The organism is Kitasatospora sp. NPDC001683 (assembly GCF_053596495.1).
Genome location: NZ_JBSFGK010000058.1, coordinates 1 through 22524, shown reverse-complemented (window position 1 = coordinate 22524; position 22524 = coordinate 1). Strand labels below are relative to the sequence as shown.

The following is a 22524-nucleotide window of genomic DNA, read 5'->3' as shown; positions in this document are numbered from 1 at the left end:
TGTGCACGCAGACGAACAGCACCGAGGGGGTGGCGGGAGCAGTCACGGGGACATCCTTGAACGAGGGCGGCTGGGCGGGTCGGGAGCCGGTCAGGCCTCTTCGCGCCAGCCCTCGTAGGAGGCGGCGAGGGTGTCCAGGGCCTGCAGCAGGGTGGGGGTCCAGCCGGTGGACGGGGGGTCGAGCACGACGAGCCACTGGGCGTCCTCGGCGTCGTCCTCGCCGGCCAGGGCGTCGCGGACGATCTCCGGTTCGCCGAGGTCCGGATGGGCGGCGCCGAGTTCCTCGGCGGCCTCGTCGGCGGTGTCGCGGTCGGGCAGGACGAGCAGCTGGCGGACGAACGGGTCGTCGACGTCCGGGAGGGCGGGGGTGTGGTTCTCGGTCACCGGGCCATTCTCCAGGTCGGCCCGTACGCTCCGGCAGGGCGGTCGGCAGAGCACTCGGTCGGGACGGCCGGGAGTGTCCGCGGCGCGTGGGATGCTGGTAGGCGATGGCCAGGAAGAGTGCACCCGACGACCTGCTCGCCCCGCTGACCCTCGCGGTCGGCCAGGAGGAGCTGCTGCTGGACCGTGCCGTCGCCCAGGTGGTGGCCGCGGCGAAGGCCGCGGACCCGGACACCGACGTACGGGACCTGCCGCCCGGCGGGCTGCAGCCCGGCAGCCTGGCCGAGCTGACCACGCCCTCGCTGTTCGCCGAGCGCAAGGTGATCGTGGTCCGCGCCGCCCAGGACCTCTCCGCCGACTCGGTGAAGGAGGTCAAGGCCTACATCGAGGCGCCCGCCGAAGAAGTGATCATGGTGCTGGTGCACGCCGGCGGGGCCAAGGGCAAGGGCCTGCTGGACGCCGGACGCAAGGCGGGCGGCCGCGAGGTGACCTGCGCCAAGCTGGCCAAGGCGAGCGAGCGACTGGCCTTCGTCAAGGGCGAGTTCCGCACCCTGGGCCGCTCCGCGACCCAGGAGGCCTGCCAGGCGCTGTTGGACGCGCTCGGCAGCGACCTGCGCGAACTGGCGGCCGCGTGCAGCCAGTTGACCTCGGACGTCGAGGGCACCATCGACGAGACGGTGGTGGCCCGCTACTACAGCGGCCGGGCCGAGGCGACCGGCTTCGAGGTGGCCGACCTGGCCGTCACCGGCCGGGCGGCGGAGGCGCTGGAGCGGTTGCGCTGGGCGCTGGCCGTCGGCCAGCCGCCGACCGGCATCACCTACGCGCTGGCCTCCGGCGTGCGCAGCATCGGGCGGCTGGCGACGACCGGGCGGAACATGCGCCCGGCCGATCTGGCCCGCGAGTTGGGCATGCCGCCGTGGAAGGTGGACCGGGTCCGCCAGCAGATGCGCGGCTGGACGGGCGACGGGGTGGCCACCGCGCTGACCGCCATCGCCCAGGCCGACGCCGCCGTCAAGGGCGGCTCGGACGACCCGGCCTTCGCCCTGGAGCGCGCGGTGGTCGCCGTCGCCCGGGCCGCCCGGGCCGGCTCCCGCCCGGCGTACTGACCGCGACGTCCGGGCCGGGGAGCGCTACTTGCGCATGGCCCGTACGGCGTTGTCGGCGTCCGCCTGCAGCATGGTGCGGAGGTCGTTCATGGACGGCGGGGTGGTCTTCCCCTGGGTGTAGCTGGCGTTGTAGGTGATGTAGTAGGTCATCCCGCCGTCGCGGACGTCCACCTCGGCGTAGATGTCCCGGTACTTGTCGGAGCCGTCTTCCTTGTAGACGAAGTAGGCCTCTTCGCCGATCCCCGGGATGGTCGTGATCTGGTAGCCGCGCGACCGGTAGGTCTCCTTGTTCGCCGAGAGCTCGGGCGCGGGGTTGACCGCCTTGTGCAGGTCGGCGCGCAGGTAGGCCGAGGCGTACTCGCTGTCGCTGTCGCCGCCGATCCGCTTGAGTGTCATCGAGCAGTTCATGCTGTCCAGGGCCGGGTTCCGGTCGGTGTGGTGGCTCGGCGAGGAACTGCTCGTGCTGACCGAGTACTTCTCCAGCAGCCGGTTGGGCTTCCCGGTGGCGCAGAAGTCGTCCGAGACGTGGTAGCTGCCGAGGCTGCGCGGCGCGGAGTCGCCGCTGTTGCCGACCATGCCCGGGATGACCGTCACGGCGGTGGCCCAGCCGGCCGAGGCGAGCACCGCGCCGACGAACGCCCAGACGGCGTTGCGCCGCAGGTTGCGCTCGGAGCGGCCCTCAGAACGGCCCCCGGGCGCCCCCGGCGCGGCGGGCGGCCCCGGAGGGGGACCGTAACCGGGCGCCCCTTGCGTCCGCTGCGGGAACCCGTATCCCGGCCCGTTCGGCGCCGGGCTCGGCGGTGGTGGCGTCGGCATGACTGTTCCCCCCTCGGGACCGGCGCCGGGATGCCCCCGCATCCTCGGTCGCGCGTGATCGACCTTAGCGGCCGGGTCGCGGAACGCGACAGGCGCCGCAGTCGGTCTCCGGGGAGGAGTCCGGCTGCGGCGCCTGCCGTACAGCTGCTGTGCACCGCACCCGCGTGGCGAACGCAGGCCGCGTGCGGTGCGAGTCTCGCGCGCCTCAGGGGTCCGGGTAGAGGGCCGGGTCGTCCGGAGGCGGTGGGGGCCGGAGCCCCCGGAGGCGTCAGGCCTGGGCGGCCGCGTTGACGCGCTTGGTGATGGCCGACTTCTTGTTGGCGGCCTGGTTGGCGTGGATGACGCCCTTGCTCACGGCCTTGTCCAGCGCCTTGGAGGCGGCGCGGGCCAGCACGGTGGCCTTCTCGGTCTCGCCGGCGGCAGCGGCCTCACGGGCCTTGCGCAGGGCGGTCTTCAGCGAGGACTTGACGGCCTTGTTGCGCAGGCGCGCCTTCTCGTTGGTCTTGTTGCGCTTGATCTGGGACTTGATGTTCGCCACGAAGGAGCCTCAGTCTTGTCTGAATGGTTTGAACGGGCTGCACGCGGTGGCCGTCGGACCAGCTGAGAGGGCATGCCGAGGCCAGGTGCGGCAGCCCACGCTACCAGGGGCCCGCCGCCCGCCCCAAACCGGCCGCCGGGCCCGCGGACGGCTCAGGCGCTCAGCACCGGCTCCCCGTAGTGCTCGACCTCCGGGAACGGCCGGTAGAACCGGTGCAGCAGCTCCCGCCACCGCTGGTACTCGGCCGAGCCGCGGAACCCCTCGGTGTGGTCGGCGAGCGTCTCCCACTCCACCTGCAGCAGGAAGCGCGAGCCGCGCCCCTCGTCCAGGCAGCGGTGCAGCCGCAGGGAGCGGAAGCCGCGCTGGACGGAGATCAGCGGACGGGCCTCGGCGAAGGCGGCGAGGAACTCGTCCTCCCGGCCGGGCAGGACGTCGAGCAGGGCGCTTTCGAGGATCATGGCAGGCCATCCTGCCCCCCGGCGGCCGGGCGGCGGAAGGCTGCGAGGTGCCCGAACGGCGCCCGGTGTCGCAGTCGTGGGAAGATGGGAGGAACTATTTCGATCGGACGAGACTGTCCGGTCCCCGGGATAGCCGGTCAGCGATGATCCGGACACCCCCGGCCCCGGACCAACGGAGAATCGGACCAAGGTGCCCGCGACCCCCAGCAATGTGCCAGAGCCCAGCCGTACCGACCCGGCGCTGATCCGCAACTTCTGCATCATCGCCCACATCGACCACGGCAAGTCGACGCTCGCAGACCGGATGCTGCAGATCACCGGCGTCGTCGACCCCCGGCAGATGCGTGCCCAGTACCTCGACCGCATGGACATCGAGCGCGAGCGCGGCATCACCATCAAGTCGCAGGCGGTCCGCCTCCCGTGGGCCCCCAAGACCGGGCCGGACGCCGGGACGACGCACATCCTCAACATGATCGACACCCCCGGCCACGTGGACTTCACGTACGAGGTGTCCCGCTCCCTGGCGGCCTGCGAGGGCACCATCCTGGTGGTCGACGCGGCCCAGGGCATCGAGGCGCAGACCCTCGCCAACCTGTACCTGGCGCTGGAGAACGACCTCACGATCGTCCCGGTCCTCAACAAGATCGACCTGCCGGCCGCCCAGCCGGAGAAGTACGCCGAGGAGATCGCCCACATCATCGGCTGCGACCCGGGCGACGTGCTCAAGGTCAGCGCCAAGACCGGTCTGGGCGTCGAGGACCTGCTGGACCACATCGTCAACACCATCCCGGCCCCGGTCGGCGTCGCGGAGGCCCCGGCCCGCGCGATGATCTTCGACTCGGTGTACGACGCCTACCGCGGCGTGGTCACCTACGTCCGTGTGGTGGACGGCCAGCTGAACAAGCGCGAGCGCATCCAGATGATGTCCACCGGCGCCACCCACGAGCTGCTGGAGATCGGCGTCATCTCGCCCGAGCCGAAGGTCGCCGACGGCCTCGGCGTCGGCGAGGTGGGCTACATCATCACCGGTGTGAAGGACGTCCGGCAGTCCAAGGTCGGTGACACGATCACCTCGCAGCACAAGGGCGCCACCGAGCCGCTCGGCGGCTACAAGGACCCGCGCCCGATGGTGTTCTCCGGCCTGTACCCGCTGGACGGCTCGGACTACCCGCTGCTGCGCGACGCCCTGGACAAGCTGCGCCTCAACGACGCCGCCCTGGTGTACGAGCCGGAGACCTCGGTCGCGCTCGGCTTCGGCTACCGCTGCGGCTTCCTCGGCCTGCTGCACCTGGAGATCATCCGGGAGCGCCTGGAGCGCGAGTTCAACCTCGACCTGATCTCCACCGCCCCGAACGTGATCTACCGGGTGGTGATGGAGGACGGCACCGAGCACACCGTCACCAACCCGAGCGAGTTCCCGTCCGGCAAGATCTCCGAGGTGTACGAGCCGGTCGTGCGCGGCACCATCCTGGCGCCGAACGAGTTCGTCGGCGCGATCATGGAGCTGTGCCAGTCCCGTCGCGGCAGCCTCCAGGGCATGGACTACCTGTCCGAGGACCGGGTCGAGCTGCGCTACACCCTGCCGCTCGCGGAGATCGTCTTCGACTTCTTCGACCAGCTGAAGTCCAAGACCCGCGGCTACGCCTCGCTCGACTACGAGCCCATCGGCGAGCAGACCGCCAACCTGGTCAAGGTCGACATCCTGCTGCACGGCGACGCGGTGGACGCCTTCTCCGCGATCGTGCACAAGGACAAGGCCTACAGCTACGGCGTGATGATGGCCGGCAAGCTGCAGAAGCTGATCCCGCGCCAGCAGTTCGAGGTGCCGATCCAGGCCGCCATCGGCTCCCGGGTGATCGCCCGCGAGACGGTCCGCGCGATCCGCAAGGACGTCCTCGCCAAGTGCTACGGCGGTGACATCTCCCGCAAGCGGAAGCTGCTGGAGAAGCAGAAGGAAGGCAAGAAGCGGATGAAGATGGTCGGCAGCGTGGAGGTCCCGCAGGAGGCCTTCATCGCCGCGCTGTCCACCGACGCCGAGGGGCCGAAGGACAAGAAGTAGCGGTGACGGAAGGGCCCGGGGCGCATCGCCCCGGGCCCTTCCGCATGCTCGCCGCCAGGTGCGGACCGGTCAGTCGACCTCGGCCACGGCCTCCGCGAACTGCGCCTGGTAGAGCCGGGCGTAGGCGCCGCCGGCGGCGATCAGTTCGTCGTGCGAGCCCTGCTCCACGATGGAGCCGTTCTCCATCACCAGGATGACGTCGGCGTCGCGGATGGTGGAGAGGCGGTGGGCGATGACGAAGCTGGTGCGGCCGGTGCGCAGCCGGGCCATGGCCCGCTGGATGAGCACCTCGGTGCGGGTGTCGACCGAGCTGGTGGCCTCGTCCAGGACCAGGATGGACGGCTGGGCGAGGAAGGCCCGGGCGATCGTGATCAGCTGCTTCTCGCCCGCGCTGACGCCGGTGCCCTCGTCGTCGATGACGGTGTCGTAGCCGTCCGGGAGGGTGCGCACGAAGCGGTCGACGTGGGCGGCCTTCGCCGCCTCGACGACCTGTTCGCGGGTGGCGCCCTGGGCGCCGTAGGCGATGTTGTCGGCGATGGTGCCGCCGAACAGCCAGGTGTCCTGGAGGACCATGCCGATGCCGGAGCGCAGGTCCTCGCGGGACATCGCGGCGATGTCGACGCCGTCGAGGGTGATGCGCCCGGAGCTGACCTCGTAGAACCGCATCAGCAGGTTGACCAGGGTGGTCTTGCCGGCGCCGGTGGGGCCGACGATGGCGACGGTCTGGCCGGGTTCGACCTTGAGGGAGAGGTCGTCGATGAGCGGCTTGTCGGGGTCGTAGCGGAAGGACACGTCCTGGAAGACGACCCGGCCGTGGACGGTGTCGGGCTTCTCGGGCATGGCCGGTTCGGGGCTCTGCTCGGGGGCGTCGAGCAGTTCGAAGACGCGCTCGGCGGAGGCGACCCCGGACTGCACCAGGTTGGCCATGCTGGCGACCTGGGTGAGCGGCTGGCTGAACTGCCGGGAGTACTGGATGAAGGCCTGGACGTCGCCGATGGACAGCGAGCCGCTCGCCACCCGTAGCCCGCCGACGACCGCGACCAGCACGTACTGCAGGTTGCCGATCAGCATCATCGCGGGCTGGATGATCCCGGAGATGAACTGGGCGCGGAAACTGGCGTGGAACAGCGCGTCGTTGTGCTCGCGGAAGGTCTCGGCGGACTCGCGTTGCCGGCCGAACACCTTCACCAGGGTGTGGCCGGTGTACATCTCCTCGATGTGGGCGTTGAGTTGACCGGTGGACTTCCACTGCTGGACGAACTGCGGCTGGGCCTTCTTGCCGACCTTGGCGGCGACGACCACCGACAGCGGCACCGAGACCAGGGCGATCAGCGCCAGCAGCCAGGAGATCCAGAACATCATCGCCAGCACACCGACCACGGTGAGCAGCGAGTTGACGACCTGTCCCATGGTCTGCTGCATGGACTGGCCGATGTTGTCGATGTCGTTGGTGACCCGGCTGAGCACCTCGCCGCGCGGCTGCTTGTCGAAGTAGCTGAGCGGCAGCCGGGCGAGTTTGGCCTCGACGTCCTGGCGCAGCCGGTAGCCGGCGGACTGGATCGCCTTGGTGGCGAGGCGGCCCTGGAGGATGCCGAAGCCGGCGGAGGCGAGGTAGATGCCGAGCACCCAGAGCAGGACGGAGCCGATGGCGCCGAAGTCCATGCCGTGGCCGGGGGTGAAGTCGACCGCGGAGAGCAGGTCGGCGATGCCGCCCTGGCCGTGGGCGCGCAGCCCGTCGATGACCTCGGCCTTGGAGGTGCCGGGCTGGAAGCGGGCGCCGATGACGCCGGCGAAGATCAGGTCGGTGGCGTCGCCGAGGATCTTGGGGCCGGTGACGGCGCAGCCGATGCCGAGCACGCCGAGCACCAGGACGCCGATCAGCAGCTTGCGTTCGGGGCGCAGCAGGCCGAGGACGCGCTTTCCGGAGCCCTTGAAGTCCATGGACTTCTCGGCGCCCTGGCCGCCCATGAAGCGGCCCGGTCCGGCCGGGCCGCGGCGGGCGGCGGCGGCCTGCGAGTCGCTGGGGAGCCGCTCCTCCGGTTTGGTGGCGGGCTTTCCGGGGGTGGTCACGCCGCCTCCTGCTCGGTGAGCTGGGAGAGCACGATCTCCCGGTACGTCGGGTTGTCGGCCATCAGTTCGTGGTGGGTGCCGGTGCCGACGACGGCGCCCTCGTCGAGGACGATGATCCGGTCGGCGTCGCGGATGGTGGACACCCGCTGGGCGACGATCAGGACGGTGGCGTCGGCGGTCTCGCGGGCGAGGGCCTTGCGCAGCTTGGCGTCGGTGGCGTAGTCGAGTGCGGAGAAGGAGTCGTCGAAGAGGTAGACGTCGGGCCTGCGGACGAGTGCCCGGGCGATGGCCAGGCGCTGGCGCTGGCCGCCGGAGACGTTGCCGCCGCCCTGGGCGATGGGGGCGTCCAGGCCTTCGGCCAGCTGCTCGACGAACTCCTTGGCCTGGGCGATCTCCAGGGCGTGCCAGAGTTCCTCGTCGGTGGCGTCGGGGCGGCCGTAGCGGAGGTTGCTGGCGACGGTGCCGGAGAAGAGGTACGGCTTCTGCGGGACGATGCCGACGCTGTCGGCGATGGCGTCGGCGGAGAGCTCGCGCACGTCCACGCCGTCGAGCAGGACCTGCCCGGAGGTGGCGTCGAAGAGCCGGGGGACGAGGCCGAGCAGGGTGGACTTGCCGCTGCCGGTGGAGCCGATGATGGCGGTGGTCTCGCCGGGGCGGGCGGTGAGGTCGATGCCGCGCAGCACCGAGGCCTCGGCGCCGGGGTAGCGGAAGTCGACGTCGCGCAGTTCCAGGTTGCCGCGGCGCAGCAGTTCGGTGACCGGGGCGGCGGGCGGGACGACGCTGGAGGAGGTGCCCAGGACCTCCTGGACGCGTTCGGCGCAGACCTCGGCGCGCGGCACCATCATGAACATGAAGGTGGCCATCATCACGCTCATCATGATCTGCATCAGGTAGGTGAGGAAGGCGGTGAGCGCGCCGATCTCCATGTCGCCGCTGTCGATGCGGTGGGCGCCGAACCAGAGCACCGCGACGCTGGAGACGTTCACGACCAGCATCACGCTCGGGAACATGACGGACATCAGCCGGCCGACCTGGCGGGCGGTCTGGGTGAGGTCCTCGTTGGCGTCGCCGAAGCGGTTCTGCTCGTGGTCGTCCTTGACGAAGGCGCGGATGACCCGGATGCCGGTGATCTGCTCGCGCAGCACCCGGTTCACGGTGTCGATCTTCACCTGCATGCTGCGGAACTTCGGCCGCAGGGCGCGCACCAGCAGGACGACGACAGCGCCGAGCGCCGGGATGACGGCGAGCAGCAGGCCGGACAACGGGACGTCCTGGTTGAGCGCCATGATGATGCCGCCGACGCACATGATCGGTGCGGCGACCATCAGGGTGAAGCTCATCAGGGCCAGCATCTGGACCTGCTGGACGTCGTTGGTGGTGCGGGTGATCAGGGAGGGTGCGCCGAACTGGCCGACCTCGCGGGAGGAGAAGCTCTGCACCCGCTCGAAGACGGCGGCGCGGAGGTCGCGGCCGAAGGCCATCGCGGTGCGGGCGCCGAAGTAGACGGCGCCGATCGAGCACAGCGCCTGGACCAGGGTGACGCCGATCATGACCGCGCCCAGGCGCAGGATGTAGCCGGTGTCGCCCTTGACCACGCCCTTGTCGATGATGTCGGCGTTGAGCGTGGGCAGGTAGAGCGCCGCGAGGGTGGATACCAGTTGGAGGACCACCAGCAGGGTGATCGGTCGGGAGTACGGGCGCAGGTGCGCCCGGAGCAGTCTGATCAGCACTGGCCCACTCTTGTCGTCGCCGGTCGGGTTCGCACCCCAATTCTCGTTGTTCGGTGGCGTCGCACAGACGATTCGGCGGCTGTCCGGCTGAGGTTTGCCGGGCCTTTGCCAATTGCCGTGCGGCGGGGTGTCAGCTGGATCCGCCCCCTTACGGAATGACCGGTTTCCCCCTAGGCTGCTGACTGAGCCCTTGTTACTGACCGGTACCACCCGCCGTCCAGCTGGACCGGGGCCCGGCGGCCGCCCCCACGGACGCCGCGACAATCCCTCAGACGGCCACCCGCCCCCGGAGGTCCTCGTTGAGTTCCGCGCAGTCCCTGATCGACTCCGGCAAAGCCGACATCGTGGCCGGGCGTCCCGCCTCCGTCGCCCACCTGTTCCTGGAACGCGTCGCCGCCACCCCGAACCATGAGGCCTACCGCTACCCCGCCTCGGTCGACGAGCAGGCCGCGGACGGCGCGCCGGGCGCCGAGCAGTGGCGCTCGCTCACCTGGGCGCAGACCGCGGTCCGGGTCAAGGCGGTGGCCGCCGGCCTGATGGCGCTGGGCATCCAGCCGGAGGACCGGGTCGCGCTGGCCTCCTCCACCCGGCTCGAGTGGATCCTCACCGACATGGGCGCCATGTGCGCGGGCGCGGCCATCACCACGGTCTACCCGAGCACCAACGCGGACGAGACGGCCTTCATCCTCTCCAACTCGGGCTCCCGGGCCATGTTCGCCGAGAACGCCGCCCAGCTGGCCAAGGCCGTCGAGCACATCGAGCAGCTGCCCGAGCTGCGCACCGTGATCCTCTTCGACGAGCCCGCCGAGGCCCCCGACACCGCCGGGCTGGACCTGATCACCCTCGCCGAGCTGGAACGGCGCGGCGCCGAGTACCTGGAGCAGTACCCGGACGCGGTCGAGAAGGCGGTGGCCGCGCTCGACAAGGAGCAGCTGGCCACCCTCATCTACACCTCCGGCACCACCGGCCGCCCCAAGGGCGTGCGCCTGGTGCACGACTGCTGGGCGTACGAGGGCAGGGCCCAGGAGGCCAGCGGCCTGCTCGGCCCCGACGACGTCCAGTTCATGTGGCTGCCGCTGTCGCACGTCTTCGGCAAGACCCTGATCTCCGGCCAGATCGCCACCGGCCACGTGATGGCGGTGGACGGCCGGGTGGACCGGATCATCCACAACCTGCCGGCCATCAGGCCCACCGTGATGGCCTCGGCGCCGCGCATCTTCGAGAAGGTCTACAACGGCATCGCCGGCCGGGCCCGGGCCGAGGGCGGCGCCAAGTACAAGATCTTCCTGTGGGCCGCCCAGGTCGCCCGCGAGTACGCCCGGGTGGTCCAGGAGAGCCGGATCGCCACCGGCGTCGAGAGGGCCCCGCTCGGCCTGCGGCTGCAGCACGCGCTGGCCGACAAGCTGGTGTACGCGAAGATCCGGGCGGCCTTCGGCGGCCGGCTGCGCGGCGCCGTCTCCGGCAGCGCCGCGCTCGCCCCCGAGATCGGCTACTTCTTCCTCGGCGCGGGCGTGCCGATCCTGGAGGGCTACGGGTTGAGCGAGACCAGCGCCGGCTCCTGCGTCAACCGCAAGGAGGACGTGCGGATCGGCACGGTCGGCCGCCCGCTGCCCGGCACCGAGGTGCGGATCGCCGAGGACGGCGAGATCCTGCTGCGCGGCCCCGGCGTCATGCGCGGCTACCACAACCTGCCGGAGAAGACCGCCGAGGTGCTGGAGCCGGACGGCTGGTTCCACACCGAGGACATCGGCGAGCTGAGCCCCGACGGCTTCCTGCGGATCACCGACCGCAAGAAGGACCTGTTCAAGACCTCCGGCGGCAAGTACGTGGCGCCCAGCGAGGTCGAGGGCAAGTTCAAGGCGGTCTGCCCGTTCGCCAGCAACATCCTGGTGATCGGCAACGGCCGCAACTACTGCACCGCGCTGATCAGCCTGGACGAGGCGGTGCTGCTGCCGTGGGCCGCCGAGCGCGGCCTGGCCGGGAAGAGCTACGCCGAGCTGGCCGCCGAGCCGGCCGTGCACCAGCTGGTCGAGGGCTTCGTCAAGCGGGTCAACGCCGACCTCCAGCGCTGGCAGACGATCAAGAAGTTCCACCTGCTGCCGCGCGACCTCGACGTCGAGCACGGCGAGCTCACCCCCAGCCTGAAGATCAAGCGCCCGGTGGTCGAGCGGACCTACGCGGACGCCGTGGCGGCCATGTACGCGGGCGCCAACGAGGCCTGATCCCGGTTCCCGTACGGTCCGCGCCGGGTTTCGCGGGCCGTACGGGACAATGGGGTCATGCCCTCCGCACTCCCCGACGGCGAACCGGTGCCGTCCGACGGTTCCCTGCCCGCGCACGCCCTCGCCGGGCTGGGCTCGCGGCCGTTCGGCTTCTACCTGCACGTGCCGTACTGCGCCAGCCGCTGCGGCTACTGCGACTTCAACACCTACACCGCCACCGAGCTGCGCTCCTCCGGGGCGGTCGCCTCGCAGGAGACGTACGCGGACAACGTGGTCGCCGAGATCCGGCTGGCCCGGAAGGTGCTGGGCGACACGGACCTGCCGGTGCGGACGGTGTTCCTCGGCGGCGGCACCCCCACCCTGCTGCCGGCCCGCGACCTGGTGAAGATGCTCGCCGCGCTGCGCGAGGAGTTCGGGCTCGCCCCGGACGCCGAGGTCACCACCGAGGCCAACCCGGAGTCCGTCGACCCGGCGTACCTGGCCGAACTGCGCGAGGGCGGCTACAACCGGATCTCCTTCGGCATGCAGAGCGCCCGCCCGCACGTGCTCCGACTGCTCGACCGCCACCACACCCCGGGCCGCCCCGAGGCCTGCGTGGCCGAGGCCCGCGCAGCCGGCTTCGAGCACGTCAACCTCGACCTGATCTACGGCACTCCCGGTGAGTCCGACGACGACTGGCGGGCCTCCCTGGACGCCGCGATCGGCGCCGGCCCGGACCACGTCTCCGCGTACTCCCTGATCGTCGAGGAGGGCACCCGGCTCGCCGCCCGGGTCAAGCGCGGCGAACTGCCGATGATCGACGACGACGTCCACGCCGACCGCTACCTCATCGCCGAGCAGGCGCTCGGCGCGGCCGGCTACTCCTGGTACGAGGTCTCCAACTGGGCCACCACCCCCGAGGGCCGCTGCCGCCACAACGAGCTCTACTGGACCGGCGCCGACTGGTGGGGCGCCGGCCCCGGCGCCCACAGCCACGTCGGCGGCGTCCGCTGGTGGAACGCCAAGCACCCCGCCGCCTACGCCCAGTCCCTCGCCGAGGGCCGCACCCCGGCCCTGGGCCGCGAGGTGCTCGGCGACGAGGACCGCCGGGTCGAGCGCATCCTGCTGGAACTGCGCCTGGTCGACGGCGTCCCGCTCGACCTGCTGACCGAGACGGGCCGCAAGGCCGCCGCCAAGGCCCTCTCCGACGGCCTCCTCGCCCCCGAGCCGTACGAACAGGGCCGCGCTGCCCTGACCCTCCAGGGCCGGCTGCTGGCGGATGCCGTGGTGCGGGATCTGGTGGATTAGCAGATCCGGCGCACAACCTGGCCGGTGAGTTCGGCGATCGTCTCGAAGTCGGCATCCAGGTGCAGCACGGTGAGTTTGTGCTGCGCCGCCGTGACCGCGACCAGCAGGTCCACCGGGCTCGCGCATTGGTGCCGACCCGACTGTGCCAGCCGCTCCTGGAGTTCGGCGGCCTCCTGCCAGGCGTTGTCCCGAAGGTGCTGATACGGGAAGAGCTCGCGCAGCAGGCCGGCCGCCTCGAAGTAGTCCGCCCGGCCACCGACCGCTCGTAGGTACTCCTGGCGGACCGGCTCGCACAGCAACACCAGCCCGGCGTTGACCGTCTCGTCCCAGGCCGATCCAGCCCGGCCGCGCATCAACCGCACCAGTGCGCTGGTGTCGATCAGGAATTCCTCGGTCACGCGGCCGGCCTCGCAGGCCGCTCAGGCTCGTCCGGGTAGCCGATGACCGAGAAGTCGATCTTGCCCTCGGCCACCATCTCCCGCATCCGGGCGAGCGCCGCCGCACGCCGCCGCCGATCCGCTATCTCCCGGAGGGCGGCGTTGACGGTGTCCTTCTTGGTCGTGGTGCCGAGGAAGCGCGCTGCGTCGGCGAGGGCCTCGTCATCGAGGTCAATCACAGTGCGGGACATCCGAGCCTCCGAGACCAGTGGCGTATATCCGTTTCCGTATCAGGATATACGCCACTCGCGGATCAATCGGCCAAAGTGGCGAAGTCGATCAACTCTTCCACTCGGCCGAGCAGTTCGGGCTCCAAGTCCTTGTAGCTGTCGACCTTCGACAGGATGTGCTTCCAGGCGGCCGGGGTGTCCACCGGCCAGCCGAGGCGGCGGCAGGTGCCCTCCTTCCAGTCCTCTCCCCTCGGGACGGCGGGCCAGGCGGGGATGCCGACGGAGGACGGCTTCACGGCCTGCCAGATGTCGATGTAGGGGTGGCCGACGACCAGGACCGAGTCGCCGGTGACCTGGGCGGCGATGCGGTGTTCCTTCGTTCCCGGGAGCAGGTGGTCGACCAGGACGCCGAGGCGCCGTCCCGGGCCGGGGGCGAAGTCGGCGACGATCGCGGGGAGGTCGTCGATGCCCTGGAGGTACTCGACGACGACGCCCTCGATGCGCAGGTCGTCGCCCCAGACCCGCTCGACCAGTTCGGCGTCGTGCCGGCCCTCGACGTAGATCCGGGACTCGCGGGCGACCCGGGCGCGGACGCCGGGGACGGCGATGGAGCCGGAGGCCGTACGCCCCGGGGCGCGGGGCGTGGCCGGGGCGGTCGGGCGGACCAGGGTCACGACCCTGCCCTCCAGCAGGAAGCCGCGCGGGACCATCGGGAAGACCCGGTGCTTGCCGAAACGGTCCTCCAGGGTGACGGTGAAGCCCTCGGCGGTCTTCTCGCAGCGCACCACCGCCCCGCAGAAGCCGGTGGCCACCTCCTCGACCACCAGATCCCGCTCGGCCGGCACCTCGGGTGCCGGCTGCTGCTTCTTCCACGGCGGGGTGAGGTCGGGTCCGTACTGGTGGCTGCGCATGGAGGCGACTATACGGACGGCCCGTCAGAGGCCCGGCGCGCCCCAGACCGGGAACCAGCGGCTCAGGTCCTTCTCCAGCCGCAGGTCGTTCCCCAGCATCGCGTTGACCTGCAGCTCCAGCGGACTGTTGCGCCGCTCCCCGCCGCCGGGCATCGGGGCGAAGGGGTAGAAGGTGCCGCGCTTGTAGAGGTAGACCAGGGCCAGCGACTGCCCCTCCGGATTGCGGAAGCCCACCAGTGAGCAGAGCAGCTGGGGGCCGAAGCCGTTGGCCTCCAGCTCGCTGTTGACCGCGTGCAGGTCGTTGACCAGCTCCGGGAGTTCCTCGGGGGTGTGCCGGGCGAGCAGCCAGGAGTAGCCGTAGCCGTCCTTGGAGGCCTCCACCGGGACGCCGCCGCGCTCGGTGTCGGCGTCGAGCAGCGCTCGGACCTGCTGCTCCACCTGGACGAAGGCCGCGCCCTCGACGGCCGCGAAGCAGACCGAGCCGAGCCCGGTGGGCAGGAACCCGGCCGCGGCCTCCAGGGTGAGTGCGGCGGACGGCACGCCGAACAGCTGGTCGAGGTCGGGCTTGACGGGCTTGGTGCGGCCGAACAGGGCGTCCAGGAATCCCACGGCGGGCCTTTCGGGTCGGGGAGGTCGATCAGCGGCCGAGCTGCGCGGAGATCTTCGCCAGCTGGGCCAGTCGCTTCTCCAGCGTCGGATGGGTGGAGAACAGCTGGGAGGCGGTCTCCCGGGCGCTCAGCGCGGGGGCGAAGTAGAAGGCGTTGTAGGGCTGGGAGCGGCGCAGGTCCTCGGTGGGGATGGCCGCGATCTGCCCGGTCACCTTGGTGAGGGCGGAGGCCAGGGCGCTGGGCCGGCCGGTGAGCTGGGCGGCGGCCCGGTCGGCGGCCAGCTCGCGGTAGCGGGAGAGCAGCCGGGTGAGCAGGAAGCTGATCGCGTAGACGACCATCGACACCAGCGGGATGATCAGCGCCGCGATGGCCGCGTTCTGGTCGTTGTTGTTGCGGCCGCCGCCCATGAACCCGCCGTACATGGCGATCCGGGTCATCGCCCCGGCGAGCACGCCGAGGAAGCCGGCGATGGTCATCACCGCGACGTCCCGGTGGGCGACGTGCGACAGCTCGTGCGCCAGGACGCCCTCGAGTTCCTCCGGTTCGAGCCGGCGCAGCAGGCCGGTGGTCACGCACACCACGGCGTTCTGCGGGTTGCGGCCGGTGGCGAAGGCGTTCGGCATGTCGTTGTCGGCGACGGCCACGCGGGGCTTGGGCATGTCGGCCAGGGCGCAGAGCCGGTCGATCGTGCCGTGCAGCTGGGGGTACTGCTCCTCGGTCACCGGGCGGGCGCCCATGGCCCGTTCGGTGATCTTGTCGCTGAACCAGAACTGGGCCACGAATAGCCCGCCGGAGATCAGCACGATCAGCGGCCAGGCCCCGCGCAGCAGCGCGATCAGCAGGCCCGTGAAACCGACGTACAGCAGCCCGATCACGAACATCGTCGCGACCATGCGGCTGGTCAGGCCGCGGTCGGGCGCGAAACGGGTGTGCTGGCCCGAGCTCGACATCTCTTGCTCCTCCGTTCGCCGTCGCTTTCGATGCTGCCACCCGGACGGCCCCGGGGCACCACCCCCCGCACGCGGAGTGTCGTGGCGGCCGTCCGGAACTGCGGGCAGGATCACCCCGGCCGGGCCGTTCCTGCGGTAGGACCCGGGCCGTACACTGGCAGGTACGGTTTTGGCACTCGTACGTGCAGAGTGCCAGGATCGGGGCCCTCCCCGGAGCGGCTCGCAGCATCACAGACGGACAACGTGCGAAGACGGAGGTGCGTGCCCCATGGCCGGTGAGGTCCGCCAGCTGGACGACCGCAAGCTCGCCGTGCTCCGCGCGATCGTCCAGGACTACGTGGGCACCGAGGAGCCGGTCGGCTCCAAGGCGCTGGTGGAGCGGCACAACCTCGGGGTGTCCCCGGCCACGGTGCGCAACGACATGGCGGCGCTGGAGGAGGAGGGGTACATCCACCAGCCGCACACCAGCGCCGGGCGCATCCCCACCGACAAGGGCTACCGGCTGTTCGTCGACAAGCTCGCCGAGGTCAAGCCGATGAGCTCCCCGGAGCGCCGGGCGATCCGGCACTTCCTGGAAGGCGCCGTCGACCTGGACGACGTGGTCAGGCGCACGGTGCGGCTGCTCGCCCAGCTGACCCGGCAGGTCGCCGTGGTGCAGTACCCCTCGCTCACCCGATCCACCGTCCGGCACATCGAGCTGGTGGCGCTGGCCCCGGCCAAGGTGATGCTGGTGCTGATCACCAACACCGGCCGGGTCGAGCAGCGGATGATCGACTGCCCGGGCACGGTCGGCGAGACGGTCCTGGCGGACCTGCGGGCGCGGATCAACGCGCGGGCGGCCGGCCAGCGGCTGCCGGACGTCCCCGGTCTGCTGGAGGAGCTGCCGGCGACCTTCGAGCAGATCGACCAGCCGACCGTCAGCACGGTCCTGGCCACGCTGTTCGAGGCGCTCGCCGAACAGAACGAGGAGCGGATCATGCTGGCCGGCACGGCCAACCTGACCCGCTTCGGGCACGACTTCCCGCTCACCATCCAGCCGGTGCTGGAGGCCCTGGAGGAGCAGGTCGTCCTGCTCCGCCTCCTGGGTGAGACCACGGACGCCGCGATGACGGTCCGGATCGGGCGGGAGAACGCGTACGAAGGGCTGAATTCCACCTCGGTCGTTTCGGTCGGCTACGGTTCGGGCGACGAGAGCGTGGCCAAACTGGGTGTGATCGGTCCGACCCGGATGGACTACCCGGGCACAATGGGGGCGGTGCGAGCGGTGGCACGGTACGTGGGCCAGATCCTGGCCGAGTCGTAGCAAGCAACCGCCGTCGGGAATTCCGGCGGCGATGTCCAGTCGCACTACTACAGGCGGAACAAGCGGAGCATTTGGTGGCCACGGACTACTACGCGGTACTCGGCGTCCGACGGGATGCGGGGCAGGACGAGATCAAGAAGGCGTTCCGGCGCCTGGCACGCGAACTGCACCCGGACGTCAACCCGGACCCGAAGACGCAGGAGCGGTTCAAGGAGATCAACGCCGCCTACGAGGTGCTCTCCGATCCGCAGAAGCGCCAGGTCTACGACCTCGGCGGCGACCCGCTGTCGCCCGGCGGCGGCGGTGGCGCGGGCGGCTTCGGCGCCGGCGCGGCGGGCTTCGGCTTCTCCGACATCATGGACGCCTTCTTCGGCGCCGCGGCCGGCCAGCGCGGCCCGCGCTCGCGCACCCGCCGCGGCCAGGACGCCATGATCCGGCTGGAGATCACCCTGGAGGAGGCCGCCTTCGGCACCACCAAGGAACTCCAGGTCGACACCGCCGTCACCTGCACCACCTGCAGCGGCGAGGGCGCGGCCCCCGGCACCTCCGCCCAGACCTGCGACATGTGCCGCGGCAAGGGCGAGGTCTCCCAGGTCACCCGCTCCTTCCTGGGCCAGGTCATGACCTCCCGCCCGTGCCCGCAGTGCCAGGGCTTCGGCACCGTCGTGCCGACCCCGTGCCCCGAGTGCGCCGGCGACGGCCGGGTGCGGGCCCGCCGCACCCTGACGGTCAAGATCCCGGCCGGTGTGGACAACGGCACCCGGATCCAGCTGGCCGGCGAGGGCGAGGTCGGCCCCGGCGGCGGCCCGGCCGGCGACCTGTACGTCGAGATCGCCGAGACCACCCACAGCGTCTTCCAGCGGCGCGGGGACGACCTGCACTGCACCGTCACCATCCCGATGACGGCCGCCGCGCTCGGCACCCAGGTGCCGCTGCAGACCCTGGACGGGCTGGAGGAGGTCGACATCCGGCCCGGCACCCAGTCCGGCCAGTCGATCCCGCTGCACGGCCGGGGCATCACCCACCTGCGCGGGGGCGGCCGGGGCGACCTGATAGTGCACGTCGAGGTGCAGACGCCCACCAAGCTCGACGCCGAGCAGGAGGAGCTGCTGCGCCGGCTCTCCATGCTGCGCGGCGAGGAGCGGCCGTCCGGCCAGTTCGCGCCGGGCCAGCAGGGCCTGTTCTCGCGCCTGAAGGACGCCTTCAACGGCCGGTAGTCGTCCGGGAAGGGGTGCCGGGGGCAGTTCCCCGGCACCCCTTTCGTGTCCCCCCGTCCCTTTCCCTGGAGGTTCCCCGTCATGACCGCCCCCGTCTTCGTCGTCGAGACCGAGCGGATCGCCGCCGCCGCGCCCGGGGCCGTGGTGCGGCTCGACGGGGCGGAGGGGCGGCACGCGGCGGCGGTGAAGCGGCTGACGGCCGGCGAGGCGGTGACCCTGGCGGACGGGCTGGGCCTCGGGGTGGACGGGACGGTCGCCGAGGTGCTCGGCAAGGACGCGATCGACGTCACGGTGGCCGTCGTGCGGCGGGAGCCGGAGCCGGCGCCGCGGATCGTGGTCGTCCAGGCGCTGCCCAAGGGCGACCGCGGCGAGCTGGCCGTGGAGACCATGACCGAGGTCGGCGTGGACGTGGTGATCCCCTGGGCCGCCTCCCGCTGCATCACCCAGTGGAAGGGCGAGCGCGGCGCCAAGGCGCTCGCCAAGTGGCGGGCCACCGCCCGGGAGGCGGGCAAGCAGTCCCGCCGGCTGCGCTTCCCCGAGGTGCGCGAGCTGATGACCACCCGCCAGCTGGCGCCGCTGCTGGCCCAGGCCTCCCTCGCGGCGGTGCTGCACGAGGAGGGCGCCGAGCCGCTGGCGCAGACCGCGCTGCCCGCCGCCGGGGACATCGTGCTGGTGGTCGGCCCGGAGGGCGGGGTCTCCCCGGAGGAACTGGCCGCCTTCGCCGAGGCGGGTGCCCAGCCGTACCGGCTGGGCCCGTCGGTGCTGCGCACCTCCACCGCCGGGGTGGCCGCCGGGGCGCTGCTGCTGGGGCGCACCGGCCGCTGGGCGTAGGGCTCGTCCGGCCGCCCGGCGCAACTCCCGTGCGCCCGCCGGGAGTGTCGGAAAACCGGAGCGGCTCCTACCCGTACCTGCCTACGCTGACCGGGTGACGGACTCCCTGAGCACCTCTGCGGGCGCCTATCCGCGCCACCCCCATCTGCACGGTGACCTGGTCACCTTCGTCGCCGAGGACGACCTGTGGCTCGCCCCGCTGGACGGCGGCCGGGCCTGGCGGCTGACGGCCGATCACCTGCCGGTGCACCACCCCCGGTTCGCCCCGGACGGGCGGCACATCGCCTTCACCTCCACCCGGGACGGCGCCCCCGAGGTGCACGTGGTGCCGGTGGACGGCGGTCCGTCCCGGCGGCTGACGTACTGGGGCAGCCAGCAGACCCAGGTGCACGGCTGGACGGCGGACGGGCGCCCGATCGCCGCCACCACCGCGGGCGAGGCCACCCTGCGCCGCACCCACGCCTACGCCGTGCCGCTGGACGGCGGCGAGGCCCAGCGGCTGCCGTACGGGCTGGTCGGCGGGCTGGCCTTCGAACCGGACGGCGACCGGGTGCTGCTGGTCAGCGCCAACACCCGCGAGCCGGCCTGGTGGAAGCGCTACCGGGGCGGCCGGGCGGGAAAGTTGTGGCTGGGCCGGGACGAATTCGTCCGGATCCACGAGGAGTTGGACGGTCAGCTCGGCTCGCCGCTGTGGGTCGCCGGGGCGGGGGCGGAGGGCGGCCGGATCGGGTTCCTGTCCGACCACGAGGGCGTCGGCGAGCTGTACTCCAGCCGCCCGGACGGTTCCGACCTGCGCCGCCACAGCACCGACCCGGACGGCTTCTACGCCCGCAACGCCAGCACCGACGGCACCCGGGTGGTCTTCCACCGGGCCGGTGACCTCTGGCTGGTGGACGATCTGGAGGGCGCCGCGCCGCGCCGCCTGGATGTCCGGCTGGCCGGCCCGCGCACCGGCCGCCGCCCCCGCCCGGTCCACGCCGGGCACTGGCTGGAGACCGCCGCCCCCGACCGCACCGGCCGGGCCTCCGCCGTGGTGGTGCGCGGCAGCGTGCACTGGCTGACCCACCGGGAGGGCCCGGCCCGGGTGCTGGACGAGACGCCGGGCGTGCGCGGGCGGCTGGCCCGGGTGGTGCCGGGGGAGGACGGCGCCCAGGGCGTGCTGTGGGTCTCCGACGCCGAGGGCGAGGACGCGTTGGAGTTCGCGCCCGCCGTGGACGGCGCCGCGCGCCGCCGGCTGGCGGCCGGGCGGCTCGGCCGGGTCAACTCGCTGGCCGTCTCCCCGGACGGCCGGCAGGCCGCGCTCGGCGTGCACGACGGCCGGGTGCTGCTGGTGGCGCTCGCCGACGGCGCCGTGCACGAGCTGGCCCGCAGCCAGGACGGCGAGGTCAGCGGGCTGACCTTCAGCCCGGACTCGGCCTGGCTGGCCTGGTCCCGCCCGGTGCACGGCCTCGGCCCGTTCTCGCTGCGCCACATCGTGCTGGCCGACCTGGCCACCCGCACCGTCAGCGAGGCCACCCAGCCGCGCTTCTTCGACACCTCGCCGGCCTTCACCGCGGACGGCCGCCACCTGGCCTTCCTGTCGGTGCGCAACTTCGACCCGGTGTACGACTCGCACGGCTTCGACATGGCCTTCCCGGGTGGCTGCCGCCCGTACCTGATCACGCTGGCCGCCGACACGCCCTCGCCGTTCGGGCCGCAGCGGGCCGGGCGCCCGCTCGGCGGGGAGGAGGACGAGCCGCGCGGCAGGAAGGAGGACGGCGAGGCCGACGCCCCGCCGGTGACCAGGGTCGACCTGGACGGCATCGCCGACCGGATCGTGCCCTTCCCGGTCGAGGGCGGCCGCTTCGGCCGGCTGCGCGCCGCCAAGGACGGCGTGCTGTGGACCCGTTCCCCGCTGCTCGGCGAACTCGGCGACGACGCGGCCTCGTTGGACGACGAGCGGCCCCGGCCGGTGCTGGAGCGGTTCGACCTGAAGCGCCGCCGCGCCGAGCAACTGGTGCACGGCCTGGACGACTTCGCGGTCAGCGGGGACGGCACCCGGGTCGCCGTGCTGGACGAGGGCGAGCTGCGGATCGTCCCGGCCGACCACAAGGCGGGCGGCGAGGACGACGAGACCGCCGTCGACCTCACCCGGCTGCGGGTGACCGTCGACCCGGCCGCCGAGTGGCGCCAGATGTACGACGAGAACGGCCGCCTGATGCGCGACAACTTCTGGCACCCGGACCTCGGCGGCCTCGACTGGGCGGGCGTGCTGGAGCGCTACCGCCCACTGGTCGAGCGGATCGGCTCGCACGACGAACTGGTCGACCTGCTCTGGGAGGTGCACGGCGAACTCGGCACCTCGCACGCCTACGTGCTCCCGTACGGCCGGCCCACCGAGCCCGCCCGCCGGCAGGGGCTGCTGGGCGCCGACCTGGTCAAGGACGGCGAGCGGTGGCGGGTCGCCCGCATCCTGCCCGGCGAGTCCTCCGACCCCCGGGCCCGCTCGCCGCTGGCCGCCCCCGGCGCGGCGATCCGCCCGGGCGACGCGGTGCTCGCCGTCAACGGGCGCCGGGTGGACCCGGTCACCGGCCCGGCGCCGCTGCTGGCCGGCACCGCCGGGCAGCCGGTCGAGCTGACCGTGGTCGGCAAGGACGGCACCGACCGGCGTCATCCGGTGGTCGTCCCGCTCGCCGACGAGGAACCGCTGCGCTACCACGACTGGGTGGCCGGGCGGCGGGCCGCCGTGCGCGAGCTGTCCGGCGGGCGGCTGGGCTACCTGCACATCCCCGACATGCAGTCGGCCGGCTGGGCCCAGCTGCACCGCGACCTGACCACCGAGATGGCCAAGGAGGGGGTGATCGTCGACGTCCGGGAGAACCGCGGCGGCCACCTCTCCCAGCTGGTGATCGAGAAGCTGGCCCGCCGGATCGTCGGCTGGGACTTCGCCCGGGACGTCGCCCACCCGATGCCCTACCCGGCCGACGCCCCGCGCGGACCGGTGGTCGCGCTGGCCGACGAGTTCTCCGGCTCGGACGGCGACACCGTCAACGCCGCGATCCAGGCGCTCGGGATCGGCCCGGTGGTCGGCACCCGCACCTGGGGCGGGGTGATCGGCATCGACAGCCGCTACCGGCTGGTCGACGGGACCCTGGTCACCCAGCCCAAGTACGCGTTCTGGCTGGAGAAGTACGGCTGGGGCGTGGAGAACCACGGCGTCGACCCGGACGTCGAGGTGCCGATCGCCCCGCACCAGCGGGCGGCCGGCGAGGACCCGCAGCTGGTCGAGGGCGTGCGGATCGCCCTCGCCGCCCTGGCCGCGACCCCGGCCCGCACGGCACCGGCGGCGCCCTGGGCGTAGGACCCGTCTCCGTCGGCCGCCAAGGCCCGGCTGGTGGAGATCCTGCGCTCGCTGGCCGCCGAGGGCCACGCCGTGCTGCTGGCGACCCAC

General features: G+C 72.2%; 19 protein-coding genes. 8 read left to right on the top strand and 11 right to left on the bottom strand.

Going from position 1 to position 22524, the window contains the following annotated elements; all coding sequences use genetic code 11:
• Window positions 1-90 precede the first annotated feature (90 nt).
• Entirely contained in the window at window positions 91-384 is a 294-nt protein-coding gene (locus ACWCYO_RS27215; protein ID WP_449785651.1) for a hypothetical protein, read from the bottom strand.
• A 104-nt stretch (window positions 385-488) separates the two neighbouring features.
• On the opposite strand from ACWCYO_RS27215, the gene holA reads away from it, so the two are divergent.
• Window positions 489-1487, top strand: coding sequence for a DNA polymerase III subunit delta (gene holA, locus ACWCYO_RS27210; protein WP_270147015.1), 999 nt, complete (start codon window positions 489-491; stop codon window positions 1485-1487).
• Window positions 1488-1511: 24 nt separating this feature from the next.
• Here holA and ACWCYO_RS27205 read toward each other — a convergent pair whose 3' ends face one another.
• The 3 genes from ACWCYO_RS27205 to ACWCYO_RS27195 form a co-directional block, all read right to left on the bottom strand.
• Complete coding sequence (locus ACWCYO_RS27205; protein ID WP_449785650.1) at window positions 1512-2303, bottom strand: hypothetical protein; 792 nt, start codon at window positions 2301-2303, stop codon at window positions 1512-1514.
• Window positions 2304-2571: 268 nt separating this feature from the next.
• Entirely contained in the window at window positions 2572-2841 is a 270-nt protein-coding gene (rpsT, locus tag ACWCYO_RS27200) for a 30S ribosomal protein S20 (protein ID WP_270147017.1), read from the bottom strand.
• Between the two features lie 152 nt (window positions 2842-2993).
• Window positions 2994-3299 (bottom strand): antibiotic biosynthesis monooxygenase family protein, encoded by a 306-nt coding sequence (locus ACWCYO_RS27195; RefSeq protein ID WP_270147018.1) that lies wholly within the window; start codon window positions 3297-3299, stop codon window positions 2994-2996.
• 190 nt (window positions 3300-3489) lie between these two features.
• Between ACWCYO_RS27195 and lepA the strand changes: the two genes are divergently transcribed.
• Window positions 3490-5358 carry a translation elongation factor 4 gene (gene lepA / locus ACWCYO_RS27190; RefSeq protein WP_270147019.1) on the top strand — a complete coding sequence of 623 codons (1869 nt, stop codon included), beginning with the start codon at window positions 3490-3492 and terminating at the stop codon, window positions 5356-5358.
• A gap of 69 nt (window positions 5359-5427) precedes the next feature.
• Here lepA and ACWCYO_RS27185 read toward each other — a convergent pair whose 3' ends face one another.
• Together ACWCYO_RS27185 and ACWCYO_RS27180 are read right to left on the bottom strand one after the other, a co-directional pair.
• On the bottom strand, window positions 5428-7326 hold the full coding sequence (locus ACWCYO_RS27185) for an ABC transporter ATP-binding protein (RefSeq protein WP_270151274.1): 1899 nt from the start codon (window positions 7324-7326) through the stop codon (window positions 5428-5430).
• 98 nt (window positions 7327-7424) lie between these two features.
• The gene (locus ACWCYO_RS27180; protein ID WP_449785649.1) at window positions 7425-9158 is read right to left on the bottom strand and encodes an ABC transporter ATP-binding protein; all 1734 of its coding nucleotides are present in this window, start codon (window positions 9156-9158) and stop codon (window positions 7425-7427) included.
• Window positions 9159-9457: 299 nt separating this feature from the next.
• On the opposite strand from ACWCYO_RS27180, the gene ACWCYO_RS27175 reads away from it, so the two are divergent.
• Together ACWCYO_RS27175 and hemW are read left to right on the top strand one after the other, a co-directional pair.
• Window positions 9458-11380: an AMP-dependent synthetase/ligase gene (locus ACWCYO_RS27175; RefSeq protein ID WP_270147021.1), complete on the top strand. Its 1923-nt coding sequence runs from the start codon at window positions 9458-9460 to the stop codon at window positions 11378-11380.
• Between the two features lie 57 nt (window positions 11381-11437).
• A complete protein-coding gene (gene hemW / locus ACWCYO_RS27170; RefSeq protein ID WP_270147022.1) occupies window positions 11438-12667 on the top strand; it encodes a radical SAM family heme chaperone HemW in 1230 nt (409 codons plus the stop codon).
• Here hemW and ACWCYO_RS27165 read toward each other — a convergent pair.
• The 5 genes from ACWCYO_RS27165 to htpX all read right to left on the bottom strand — a co-directional run bounded on the left by ACWCYO_RS27165 (window position 12664) and on the right by htpX (window position 15743).
• A complete protein-coding gene (locus tag ACWCYO_RS27165; protein ID WP_270147023.1) occupies window positions 12664-13065 on the bottom strand; it encodes a PIN domain nuclease in 402 nt (133 codons plus the stop codon). The genes hemW and ACWCYO_RS27165 overlap by 4 nt on opposite strands.
• Entirely contained in the window at window positions 13062-13295 is a 234-nt protein-coding gene (locus ACWCYO_RS27160) for a type II toxin-antitoxin system VapB family antitoxin (protein ID WP_270147024.1), read from the bottom strand. The genes ACWCYO_RS27165 and ACWCYO_RS27160 overlap by 4 nt, the downstream gene beginning before the upstream one ends.
• Window positions 13296-13357: 62 nt before the next feature.
• Entirely contained in the window at window positions 13358-14185 is an 828-nt protein-coding gene (locus ACWCYO_RS27155; protein ID WP_449785648.1) for a DUF3097 domain-containing protein, read from the bottom strand.
• A 24-nt stretch (window positions 14186-14209) separates the two neighbouring features.
• Window positions 14210-14794, bottom strand: a complete 585-nt coding sequence (pspAB, locus tag ACWCYO_RS27150) for a PspA-associated protein PspAB (RefSeq protein ID WP_270147026.1) — start codon at window positions 14792-14794, stop codon at window positions 14210-14212.
• 28 nt (window positions 14795-14822) lie between these two features.
• Window positions 14823-15743: a zinc metalloprotease HtpX gene (gene htpX, locus ACWCYO_RS27145; RefSeq protein ID WP_270147027.1), complete on the bottom strand. Its 921-nt coding sequence runs from the start codon at window positions 15741-15743 to the stop codon at window positions 14823-14825.
• 268 nt (window positions 15744-16011) lie between these two features.
• On the opposite strand from htpX, the gene hrcA reads away from it, so the two are divergent.
• The 4 genes from hrcA (at window position 16012) to ACWCYO_RS27125 (ending at window position 22434) form a co-directional block, all read left to right on the top strand.
• Entirely contained in the window at window positions 16012-17046 is a 1035-nt protein-coding gene (hrcA, locus tag ACWCYO_RS27140; RefSeq protein ID WP_270147028.1) for a heat-inducible transcriptional repressor HrcA, read from the top strand.
• A 74-nt stretch (window positions 17047-17120) separates the two neighbouring features.
• On the top strand, window positions 17121-18263 hold the full coding sequence (gene dnaJ, locus ACWCYO_RS27135; protein WP_270147029.1) for a molecular chaperone DnaJ: 1143 nt from the start codon (window positions 17121-17123) through the stop codon (window positions 18261-18263).
• 81 nt (window positions 18264-18344) lie between these two features.
• Window positions 18345-19094, top strand: a complete 750-nt coding sequence (locus ACWCYO_RS27130) for a 16S rRNA (uracil(1498)-N(3))-methyltransferase (RefSeq protein ID WP_270147030.1) — start codon at window positions 18345-18347, stop codon at window positions 19092-19094.
• 94 nt (window positions 19095-19188) lie between these two features.
• The gene (locus ACWCYO_RS27125; RefSeq protein WP_449785647.1) at window positions 19189-22434 is read left to right on the top strand and encodes a S41 family peptidase; all 3246 of its coding nucleotides are present in this window, start codon (window positions 19189-19191) and stop codon (window positions 22432-22434) included.
• Window positions 22435-22524 lie beyond the last annotated feature (90 nt).